5 protein-coding genes are annotated in these 12,102 nt (G+C 67.5%); all 5 read left to right on the top strand.

Translation table 11 applies throughout. From position 1 onward, the window contains the following. The first annotated feature begins 405 nt into the window (after positions 1–405). A complete protein-coding gene (locus tag ABIC44_RS09510; protein WP_309694910.1) occupies positions 406–918 on the top strand; it encodes an RNA polymerase sigma factor in 513 nt (170 codons plus the stop codon). Between the two features lie 63 nt (positions 919–981). Beyond that, entirely contained in the window at positions 982–2,019 is a 1,038-nt protein-coding gene (locus ABIC44_RS09505) for a FecR family protein (protein ID WP_354295094.1), read from the top strand. Positions 2,020–2,098: 79 nt separating this feature from the next. Then, positions 2,099–5,113: a TonB-dependent receptor gene (locus tag ABIC44_RS09500; protein ID WP_354295183.1), complete on the top strand. Its 3,015-nt coding sequence runs from the start codon at positions 2,099–2,101 to the stop codon at positions 5,111–5,113. Between the two features lie 186 nt (positions 5,114–5,299). Further along, positions 5,300–8,140, top strand: a complete 2,841-nt coding sequence (locus ABIC44_RS09495) for a TonB-dependent receptor domain-containing protein (RefSeq protein ID WP_354295093.1) — start codon at positions 5,300–5,302, stop codon at positions 8,138–8,140. Between the two features lie 71 nt (positions 8,141–8,211). Next, positions 8,212–11,484, top strand: coding sequence for a S41 family peptidase (locus tag ABIC44_RS09490; RefSeq protein WP_354295092.1), 3,273 nt, complete (start codon positions 8,212–8,214; stop codon positions 11,482–11,484). Positions 11,485–12,102 lie beyond the last annotated feature (618 nt).

Raw genomic sequence — 12,102 nt, 5'->3', positions numbered from 1 at the left:
CGCTACTCCGGATACTGTCCCTGGAGTAACGCGATCAGATTGGCGGGCTGGATGGCGGTCAGGCGAGCGAGGTCTGCCCAAACACTGCGCATCCTCTTCTTCATGTCCCAGCTTCTTGCCTGCGAGCTTCAAAAGGGCCGGAAAACTCTCACTCAGCTTGGATGAAAAACAGGGAGGACGTCAAAGACCACCCCTCAGCCGAGATATACGAATGCTGGAAATTAGAGGCGGGAAGGGTGCTGCGAAGATCACCGACCAACGCCGCGTCCTCTATTTCGACCAGCGAATGTAACGCTGGTGACCGACATCTTATGACGGCCGATTGACAGGCTGGCGGCTCATGGTGTCGTATCGCGCGAGGCAAGAGTAGGCAGGTTGGCGACGAAACCGGACAAATCCCGACACGTGATTGCGACGCTGGAATCGATTTTCCGTGACGACGGGGCGTTGCTGGTGCGGATGTTGACCCTGAAGCTGGGGGTGGTGGAAGAGGCGCAGGATGTCGCGCAGGAGGCGTTTGCGCGTCTGTTCTCCCGTGCCGGGATCGATCCGATCGACGATCTGCGCGGTTATCTTTTCCGTACCGCCAGCAATCTGGCGTCGGACCGCTTGCGCGAGCGGCAGCGGCGGCGCGAGCGGGAGCGAGTCGATGTGACCGTGATTGACCTGCCCGATGGCGATCCCGCCGCCGACCGCCATATCGCGTCGCGGCAGGAGGTTGCGCGGGTGCGCGCAGCGCTCGCCGATCTGCCCGAACGCTGCCGCCACGCCTTCATCCAGCACCGGTTCGAGGCACGGTCCTATACGGAGATCGCGGCCGAGATGACGGTGACCGAAAGCATGGTCCGCAAATATGTGCTGCGCGCAATGCGGCATTGCATGGCGGCGCTCGCGGCGGAGGATCGCGCGCATGATTGACCGGGATTCCCGGAACCGGGCGTGGATACGTCTATACCGCGCGATGGAAGCGAGGGCCGCGTCATGAGCCATGCGAACGAGGATGAGGAGGGCATGGCCATATCGCTCGAGGCGGAGGCGCTGTCGTTGCTCGGGCACGTCCATGCTGATGACGCGCCGCTCGACGCGATGCTTGCGCTGGTGGCGTTCGAGGCGCGGTCCGACGATCATCGCGCCGCGCTGGCCCGTGTGATCCATGCTTGGCACGTCGTCGGCGCGATCGATCCCGCTGCGATCCCGCTGGGCGATGATGTACCCTCGTTGCCCGATGTCGCTTTGGCGCGTCGTGCACGCGCGGGGTGGCTGCGTCGATCGGACCCTATCCGTCGGAGGGTGGGCGTCGTCGCGGCGGCGGCTGTTGCGGCGGGTGTCGCCATCGTACTGATACCGACCGCGCCGCCCCGCGCGCCGGTCGCGCAGGTCTATGCGACCGCACTTGGGCAGACGCGATCGGTCCGGCTCGAGGACGGATCGCGCATCTTGCTCGGCGCCGACAGCCGAATATCCGCCAGTATCGCTGACGACCGGCGCACGGTGCGGCTGGTATCGGGGCAGGCGCTGTTCACGGTCGCGCATAATGCCTCGCGGCCCTTCGTCGTGGAGGCGGGCACCACCGAGATCCGTGACATCGGCACCGTCTTCGCCGTCACCCGCCACGCCGACGCCACCACCATCGGTGTCACGGAGGGCGTGGTGGAGGCGACGGTGCCCGGCGCGGCGGCGATGCGGCTGGGCGCGGGGCAACAGGTGCGGTTCGATCGAGCCGGACACGGCACGGTGGGTGCGATCGAACCCGGCATGGCGACCGGGTGGCAGACGGGCCTCTTGCGCTATAACCGGGCACCGCTGTCAGATGTGGTCGCGGACATCAACCGCTATGCCGCCACGCCGCTGCGCCTTGCCGATCCCGCGATCGCACACTTGCCCTATAGCGGCACGGTGCGCACCGATGCGATCGGCGAATGGGTGAGCGCGCTGCCCTATGCGTTTCCGGTAAAGGTGCGGTATCGGCGCGACGGCGTAGAGATCGCGCCCCGCGTTGCTGCCGCGTCTGGGCGGTGACCATCCGCGGCGGCGGCATCCCCCGGCACGCGCCGGAGCCGATTCGCGCAGGATGATGCGGTGGGCGGTTTCCGGCGTGATGCTGGCAGCGCTCTCGCCCGCCACCGGATCGGCGGCCCATGCGCAGGTCCGCGACGCCGCGATCGAGGCGCAGCCGCTCGATCGCGCGCTGGCGCTCTGGTCGGCGCGCACCGGTATCCAAGTGGTGATGGCGGCCGACACGCGCAGCGTGCGCAGCCACCGGGTGCGTGGCCGCCTGTCGGCGCAGGCGGCACTGCGGCGGCTGTTGGAGGGCACCGGCTACGAAGCCCGCTTCCTCGGCGCACATACCGTCGCGTTGCTGCGCGTGGCGCCGGCTCCCGCGCCGCCGTCCGTCACGCCAGACGAGCGGCCACAGGATATCGTCGTCACGGGCACGCGCCTGGGTGCGCTGTCGAACAATGCCATCATGCCGGTCCGCACCATGGGCCGTGCCGAGCTGGACGGAGCCGCGCAAGCCGATCTCGCCACCTCCCTGCTGCGGATCGGCGCGATCCAGCCGGGCCTCGGCCTGCAGAGCAGCCAGAACCAGACGTCGGGTGGGGCGGGGCTCAGCCTGATCGACCTGCGCGGGCTGGGGGTCGCCCGAACGCTAGTTCTTGTCGACGGGCAGCGTCAGGTGGGCGCGCGCCGTGGCCTGTCTGCGGTCGACCTTAACACGGTCCCGCCACAGATGGTTGAGCGGATCGAGGTGACGACCGGCGGCGGCTCGGCGGTCTATGGCGCGGATGCGGTCGCCGGGGTGGTCAACATCATCTTGCGCCATGGTCCGGTCGACGGCATCGATCTGAACGCCACCAGCGCGCTGTCGAGCTATGGCGACGCCCCGACGCGCGGCGTGTCGCTGCGCTGGGGGCGGAGCGACGTCGCCGGATCGGGCTGGGACCTTTCGGGCGGCCTCTATCATGACAGCATCGCGGCGGTGAATGCCGGCGCCCGCGGCTATGCCAGCGACGGGCTGGACGTGATCCGTGCGGCGTCGGGCGAGGGGCTGGTGACGTTGCCCGGCATCCACTTCCTTCCGGCTGATGCGGCGGGCAGCTATACGATCGGCGGCGCGCGTTCGGTCTTCGCCGCCAATGGCAGCACGGCACGCCCCTATGACACCGGGGCGATCGGCGCGCGCGACGGGCGGCAGATCGGCGGCGACGGGTTGGCGCCGCAACGCTACGACCAGTTGCGACTGGGTCTGGTGCGCACGGCCGCCGACCTGTCGCTGCGGCGCAACGCGGGAGCGCATCGTCTTGCCGCTTCGCTGCGGATCGTGGCCACCACCACGCGATCACTATGGCAGCCGATGATCTTCCCCAGTGATCGCGCCGCGCTGTCGCTGACGGCCGCCAATCCCTTCCTGCCCGATGCGACAGTCGCCGCGATGCGGGCCGCGAGGATCGGGCAGATCGACGTCGCCAAGGTGCTGGACGCTTTCGGGCGGGTCGGCTCGGTCAATCATCGCCTGATTACGACCGCGCGGGCAGGGGCGGGCGGGCCGGTCGGGGATCGCTGGCGCTACACGCTCGACGCCGGCTGGGGGCGCAGCCATGACGCGATCACGACGATCGGCTTGGCCGACGTGGATCGCCTGCGCCAGTCGATCGACGCGGTCCGCGACCCCGTCACCGGCGCGATCCGCTGCCGCGATGCCACCGCGCGGGCGGCAGGCTGCGTCCCGCTCGATATCGTCGGCAGCGGCCCGGTCGATCCCGCCGCGGTGGCGTGGAGTGCGATCGCGCCGCAATCCGGCGAGACGCTGACGCAGGTGATCCTCGGTGGCCAGATGACCGGGTGCCCGTGGACGCTGCCGGCGGGCCCGGTCGAGGTGACGATCGGCTGGGAAGCACGCCGGGAGATCAGCGACCGCCGTTCCAGCGCGATCCAGCAGCGCGGCGGTACCTATCTGCCGCAGGTGCCCTCCTACGCCGGGCGCTATGGCGTCGCGGAAGCGCTGGGTGAGATCAGCGCACCGCTGTTGATGCACCGCGCTGGCGTGGACCGGCTGACCGTCACCGCTGCATGGCGCCTGTCCCATTATTCCACCGTGGGCTGGGCCGGGGCGTGGCATGCCGGGCTGGACTATGCGCCGGTTGCCGCACTGCGGTTCCGTGCGATGCGCTCGCGTGCGGTGCGGGCGCCCAATATCGGCGAACTCTACAGCGGGCCGGCGCAGGGCTATGCTTTCGTCACCGACCCGTGCGACGCGACTCGGCGGGACGCGGTGGCGGTGCGCGCGGCCCGCTGCGACGCGCTTGGCCTGTCCGCCGCGCTCGACGGGCAGAACGGCATCGCCAAGCCCGTCACCTATGACGGCAACCCGGCGCTGCGTGCCGAACTCGCCGATACCAGCACCCTGGGCGTCAGCTGGGAGCGGGGCGGTGCGCGGGTGACGCTGGACGGCTGGCATATCCGGGTTGATCGCGCGATCGGCTTTCCGATCGAGCAGGCGACGCTGAACGATTGCGTCGATGCCGCCGACGCTCCACGCCGGACCGCGGCGTGCGGTGCGATCAGCCGGGACGCCGCCTCCGGGCAGATCGTCGGGCTGCGCGCGCTCTATACCAACATCGGTCGTATCGACACCGCCGGGATTGATCTCGCCGCGGACTGGCGCGTGACCCCGGCCATAGCGGGCGGTGCGGTCGACCTGTCGGCCACCGCGACCTGGGTCGGCCGGCTGGCCGTCACCGCCGATGCCGCTTCGGGGGCCGCCGTGCGGCTCGACGGCATCCTCCCCAATCCGCGCCTGCGCGCAAGCCTTGGCGCGCGATGGAGCAGCCAGCGCCTGACCCTCGACTGGCAGGCGCGGCTGATCGGCAGCGCGCGCATCACCGGGGACGAGACGATTCCCATCGACCGTCCGGCCACGGGGTTGCGCAGCTATCACGATCTGGGCGCGGCGCTGCGGTTGGCGTCAGCGACACTGCGGCTCGATGTCGCCAATGTGTTCGACGCTGCACCGCCGCGTCGCGGCTATCAGACCAGCCAGGGGATCGGCGCCGCCGCGCTCTATCCCAATCTTGGTCGCATCGTCCGGCTGGGTGCCACCGCCACCTTCTGACTTTTTTTCGTCATCGCATTCCCGGATCGCGGGGCTGCGACGTCCTTGCATCACGATCGGCTCGACGGGGCAGCGCAGACATGGCCCGCATCCGATCTGCAGGAGGAAATCGTCGGCATTCTGAAAAAGGGGGAAGCCATGATTTCCGGTATCACGTCGCGGACGCGCTCGTCCGCATGCACAATCTTGCTGCGCTCCGCTGCGGCGGCCGCGCTCGCGGCCGGCTGGCTGGCGCAACCCGCGGCCGCGCAAACCGCCGCGCCCGCCGCCGCGCAGGACGGTCCCGCCGCCGATCCCGACATTGTCGTCACCGGATCGCGCCTGAAGCAGACACGCGAAGATACGATCGCGCCGGTCACGACGCTGACCGCCGATCAGATCGCGATCAGCGGGCAGGAGAATATTGGCCGCGCGCTCAACAACCTGCCGTCGATGGGCGTCGGCTTCAATGACGCCAATTCGCAGGGCAATGCCGCCAGCCAGGGGCTGAACCTCGTCAACCTGCGCCGCCTCGGCACCAACCGCACGCTCGTGCTGGTCAACGGCCGCCGCCAGGTGCCGGGCGAGCCGCTGACCTCCTCGGTCGATCTCAACACCATCCCCGCGACGCTGATCGAACGCGCCGACGTATCGCTGGGCGGTGCCTCGGCGGTCTATGGCGCGGATGCGGTCAGCGGCGTCGTCAACCTGATCCTGAAGAAGAACTACGAGGGGCTGGAAGTGCGGGCTCGCGGTGGCATCACCTCGCGCGGTGACGGCGAATCCTATGGTGGGACGTTGACCGCAGGCAAGAGCTTCGACGGCGGGCGCGGTAACGTGACGTTCGCGGGCTTCTACGACCGGGTGGAGGGCGTACAGGCAGTCGACCGCAGCTACGCCAGCAACGGCCTGAACACGATCTCCAATCCCGATCCGAAGGGGCCGGCCTTCATCCACGCACCGAACATCCGCTTCAACGGGATCAACGATCCCGGCACCTTCTACATCGGCAACACGCCCTACACCTTCGCGAATGACGGCAGCAGCTTCCGTCCTTACGATTTCGGGGCTGTCGGCAATCGTGGCGGCCGGTCGATCGGCGGTGATGGCGGCTTCTTCGAGAAGTACGACAATCTCTCGCTGCCGACGGCGCGCTATGTGGCGAACCTGCTGGTCAATTACGAATTCAGCCCGGCGGCGCATTTCTTCTTCGAGGGGCGCTATGCGAAGACCAAGGTTCTGGGCTTCTGGCAGCCGCCGGAGGATCCCGTCCAGTACGATCCGCCCTTCATCTCGATCAACAACCCTTATGTCTCTACCGCGCTTCGTACGGCGCTGGCACAGGCGGGGCAGAACGGGCTTTACCTGTCGCGCAACAACAATGATTTCGGGCGACGCGGCAGCGACAGCCAGCGCGACCTGATGCAATTCACCACCGGCTTCGACGGCGATCTGGGCGGCGGCTGGTCGTATAACGTGTTCGGCGCGTACGGAAGCAACATTGACAATATCGGCCTGCTCAATGGCCGGTTGCAGGACCGTTTCCTCGAATCGGTCGACGTCGTGCAAGGGCCGAACGGCCCGCAATGCGCCAGCGCGACGGCGCGCGCCAACGGCTGTCTGCCGCTTAACCTTCTCGGCCTGACCACCGCCGATCCGAAGGCGATCGCCTACAGCAGCTTCAACGATCGCTATCGCAAGACCTCGACGCTGGTGAATGGGGGCGCCAGCATCACCGGTACGCTGTTCACGCTGCCTGCCGGGCCGGTGCAGACCGCCGCCGGCATCGAATATCGCCGCGATACTGCGCGCACCTTCCCCTCGGCGCAGGTGCAGGCGGGCAATTCCTTCTATCCGCAGGAAAGCCCGGTCAGCGGCGTCGTGGTGACGAAGGAAGTGTTCGGCGAGCTGCGCGTGCCGCTGCTCAATGACTTCGTCCTCGGTCGCGAACTATCGGCGCAGGGGGCGTTCCGCGTGTCGGACTATAACACCAACGGCACGCAATGGTCGTGGAATGCGGGCGGATCGTACACGCCGTTCGAGGGGATGCGCTTCCGTGCAATGCGGTCGAAGTCGGTGCGGGCGCCCAATATTGGCGAATTGTTCTCGCCGGCGAATGCGGGCTATTTCTTCGGCGACGATCCCTGCGACGCGTTGCAGGTGTCGCTGTCGCCGAACCGCGCGACCAATTGCGCCGCGCTGGGCGTGCCCGCCAACTATAATGCGCCCACCAACGGCAAGACGATCCTTGGCCGCTTTGGTGGCAACCCGAAGCTCGATCCCGAAACGGCGATGACGTGGACGGTCGGCATGACGCTGACCCCGCCGCGTATTCCTGGCTTGTCGATCTCGGTCGACTATTTCAACGTCGACATCCGCAACGCCATCGGCAACGTGCCGGCGCAGACCATCCTCAACAATTGCGTCGATCAGGCGGTATCCGTCGCCAGCAACCCCAATTGCGCCGCGATCACCCGCGATCCTACGACCAAGGCGGTGACCAGTGTCAGTGCGGTGAACCTGAACATCGGTCGGCTGCTCACCGACGGGATCGACTTCAACGTCAACTACGGGTGGAACCTCTCGGCGATCGCCGCGTCGCTGCCCGGCCGGATCACGCTCAACCTGACCGGCACCTATCTCAGCCGGCTGCGCTATTTCACCGATGCGAACGATCCGTCCTCGGTCACGCGACAGGACGGGGTGCTGGGCAATCCCAACTGGAGCATGCTGGGCTCGGCGACCTACAGCCTGCCACGCTTCTCGATCACCTGGCAGGCGCGCTACCTCGGTTCGCAGTGGATCACTTATTATAAGGGCATTACGCCCGGCCGCTTCGACCTGCCGTTCACCGGCGTGAAGACCTATCACGACCTGTCGATCGGTTATGACATCAGCGATCGCATGGGGCTGCAGGTCAATGTGATGAACCTGTTCGACACGAAGCCGCCGGCGCGCGGCTTCCTGATCCATTCGGGCATCTACGACGCGTCGATCTACCCCAATCTGGGGACCAGCTTCGCCGCGGCGTTGACTTACAAATTCTAACCAACGTGCCAAGCGCCGGGGTGGCGACGCGCCGCCCCGGCCGCCTTTTTCCGTTCCCGGAGACACCGACGATGAAGACGATCCTGCGCACCCTCGGGCTGTTTGGCGCCACGGCGCTCGCCTCCGGGATCTGCGCGCAAGGTCCTGCGGCTCCGGCGGCGAGGATCGCGATGGGCGAGCCTTCGCTGTCGGCCGACGGGCGGCAGATCGCCTTCGTCTCCGGCGGCGATATCTGGGAAGTGTCCTCTGTCGGCGGCGTCGCCCGTCCACTGGTCAGCGATCCGGCGACCGAGGGGCGGCCGCTCTATTCGCCCGATGGCCATCGGCTCGCCTTCACCTCCACGCGCGGCGGCACCGCCAACATCTACGTGCTCGACCTCGATACCGGGCACGTCACCCGCATCACCTACGCCGATGCGAACGAGGAACTCGATGCGTGGAGCCGCGACGGCAAATGGCTCTATTTCGCCTCCGCGGTGAACGACGTCGCGCGCCAGCCCGACATCTTCCGTGTCGCGGCGACCGGCGGCACCCCGCTGGAGGTCAGCCGCGAACGCTATCTTTCCGAATTCCAGGCCAGCCCTTCACCCGATGGCGGCACGATCGCCCTCGTCGCGCGCGGGATCAGCAACACACAATGGTGGCGCAACGGCCATTCGCATATCGACGAAACCGAAATCTGGCTGAAGCCGGTGGCGGAGGGAAGCGCCTATCGCCGGCTGGCGACAGCTTCGGCTAAATATGCCTGGCCCAGCTGGAGCGCGGACGGTCGTTCGCTCACCGTCATGAGCGACAGGGGCGGCACCGAGAATCTGTGGCGCATCGACGTCGCGGGTGGCGCCGCGCCGCGTGCCCTGACGCGCTTCACCGACGGGCGCCTGCTCTATCCCTCGTACGCGCCGAACGGGCAGGCGGTGTTCGAGCGTGATCTGGGCATCTGGCGGTTCGATCCGGCGACGGGCGTGGCGGCGCCGGTGCCGATCACGCTGCGCGGCGCCACCACCTCGGCGGGGCGGGAGCATCGCAGCCTGAGTGACTTCACCGAGCTAGCTCTCTCGTCCGACGGCCTGAAGCTGGCGCTGATCGCGCATGGCGAGGTGTTCGCCGCGCCCGCGAAGGACGGCGGCGTCGCGCAGCGGATCACCACCAGTCCGGGTGCGGAAAGCGACGTCGTCTGGTCGCCGGATTCGCGCCGCCTGCTCTACGTCACCGAACGCGGCGACGACCAGCTGCTGGCCGAGCGCGACGTGGCGAGCGGGAAAGAGGTATCGCTGACGCTGCGTGGTGTCGTTTCGGTGCCGGTCTATGCCCCCGACGGCCGCTCCGCTGCCTATGTGCTCGACGATCGCGAGTTGCACGTCGTCACGGTCGGGACGGGGGCGCCCGTCGACCATACGCTCTTCACCGGCGCGCTGGCGGTGGACGAGGATGCCGCGCACCCGGTTTGGTCGCCCGATGGCCGGATGATCGCCGTGCCGGTCCGCGACCAGCGCTCCTTCGTCAACGTTCATGTCGTGCCCGTCGCCGGCGGCGAGGCGCGTCCGGTCAGCTTCCTCGCCAATGGGCTGATGGGGGCGATCGCCTGGTCGCCCGATGGCCGCTACATCCTGTTCGATACGTCGCAGCGGTCCGAGGAGTCGCGGATCGTGCGCGTCGACCTGCTGCCGCATGTCCCGAAATATCGCGAGGATGTGTTCAACGGCCTATTCCAGCCGAGTACTCCGCCCGGCGCTCCCGCCGCGCCACCGGCCCCTGCACCGGCGACGGAGGCGCCGTCGACGCCGCTGCCGACGCGTCGCTCCACCGCCCGTCCGACACTCGCCGCGACGCCGGTCGTGCCGGTCACGCGCATCGATTGGGACGGGCTGCGCGATCGGGCGACGACGTTGCCGCTGGGCCTCAACGCGCGGTCCCCGCTCATCACCCCGGACGGCAAGACGCTGGTGTTCCGCGCCGCCGAACGTGGTCAAGAAAATTTCTATAGCTATGACCTCGACGAACTCGCCACCGAGCCGCCCGTCGCGCGCCAGTTGACCGCCACCGGCAAGTCCAAGGGGGACGCCGCGCTGTCGGCGGATGGCAAGGCGCTGGTCTATCTAGACGGTGGCACGCCCGTGTCGACACCGATCGACACGCCCAAGCCGAAGCCCGTCGCCGTCACCGCCGAGATGGATGTGGATTTCGACGTCGAGAAGCTGGTCGTGTTCGATGAGGCGTGGAACGCGCTGGACCGCCATTTCTTCGACCCGGCCTTCACCGGGCACGACTGGAAGGCGTTGCGCGCTCGTTTCCGCCCCTATGCCGCCGGGGCGCGTACGCCGGACGAGCTGCGGCGGATCATCAACCTGATGATCGGCGAGTTGAACGCCTCCCATTCGGGTATCAACCGGCCGTGGCGTGGTCCCGGTGCCACGCCGACCGATCGGGTCGGCGACCTCGGCCTGCGGTTCGATCGCGCGGCCTATGAGGCCGGGCGTGGCCTGATCGTGCGCGAGATCGTGACGCTCGGTCCGGCGGCCGTGGAGCAGGGCATCAGGGTCGGCGACCGGCTGCTGGCGGTCAACGACGTCCCGATCGTGGCGGACACCAATCTCGACGCGCTGCTCGAGCATCAGGTCGGCGACCGTATCCGCGTCACGGTTTCGGGGCCGACCGGCCGGCGCGACGTGACGTTGCGTCCCGTCTCCACGGCGGTCGCGGGAGGCCTGCTCTATCGACAGTGGGTGGCGAGCCGCCGCGCGCTGGTCGATCGCTGGTCCGGCGGGCGGCTCGGCTATGTCCATATCGCGGACATGTCGGAGGAATCCCTCAGTCAGCTCTATCTCGATCTCGACGCGGCAAATCAGGCGAAGGCGGGGGTCGTCGTCGATATCCGCCACAATGACGGCGGCTTTGTCAACGGCTATGCGCTCGACGTATTCAGCCGTCCCAATTACCTGACCATGACGCCGCGCGGCCTGTTCCCCGTGCCGAGCCGTCAGGCGCTCGGGCAGCGTGCGCTGGGCAAGCCGACGATCCTCGTCATCGACGAATCCTCGCTGTCGGATGCTGAGGATTTCACCGAGGGGTATCGCAAACTCGGACTCGGCAAGGTGGTCGGACAGCCGACGGCGGGCTGGATCATCTACACCAGCGGGATCACGCTGCTTGACGGATCGGTGTTGCGCGTTCCGCACACCCGCATTCAGGACGCTGCCGGTCGAGATATGGAGATGGCCCCGCGCCCCGTCGACATCGCCGTCGATCGCCCGCTGGGTGAAACCGGGACCGATCGGGATCGACAACTCGCCATGGCGGTAGAGGTTTTGTTGCGGCAGTCCGGCGTAATAAATACGACGCCATGAGGCGATCTCGGAATGGTCGGGCTGATCCTGCTGGTAGTGGTGATGTGGCGATAGATCATCGGTTCCTGTCGGGGTAATGGCGCGATTGGGGGCGTCGCAAACCGTTCGACTTACTTTTCCTTATCCTGTGGAATGGCCACGATGCCCGTTGCGTCGGTCGCATCCCGCAGCCTCCGGAATAAGACCTGAGCTGAGGATTCCGGCAAGGCGGTATCGAGGGTCGATGCGGTGCAGCCGTCCGGGATCGTCTGCGCCCCTTCGTAGCGGTCGTTGGCGGCGATGGCCTGAAGCAGGAACAGCTATTCCCTTTCAGCGTGCACTGCGGCCGGCCGCAGGGGCACAGGGGACGCCCTGTAAGTTCGGCAGGCGAACGGCGGTGCCAAGGGGTGCCCAGCGGCTGGCGCCGCTGCTCCCAACGACACGGAACCGCAATGGACCATGGGCCTGTGGACCGATCGCGTCATGAGGCACGAACGTCACGACCTCCGTCGTCGCATCCTGCAGATCGTACCCCTGAGTAGCCCCTAGTTTTCTAGACGCCTTCTGCCTTCAAAACCTGCTGCCGTTCGAACGCGACGGGCGACAGCATCCCGTTCCTGACCTGCTTGCGTACAGGGT

Origin of the sequence: Sphingomonas sp. 1185 (assembly GCF_040544655.1) — a bacterium.
In the GTDB taxonomy this organism is placed as follows: domain Bacteria; phylum Pseudomonadota; class Alphaproteobacteria; order Sphingomonadales; family Sphingomonadaceae; genus Sphingomonas.
Note: the sequence above shows the minus strand (reverse complement) of the source record. Positions and strands in the feature narration are given on the sequence as shown.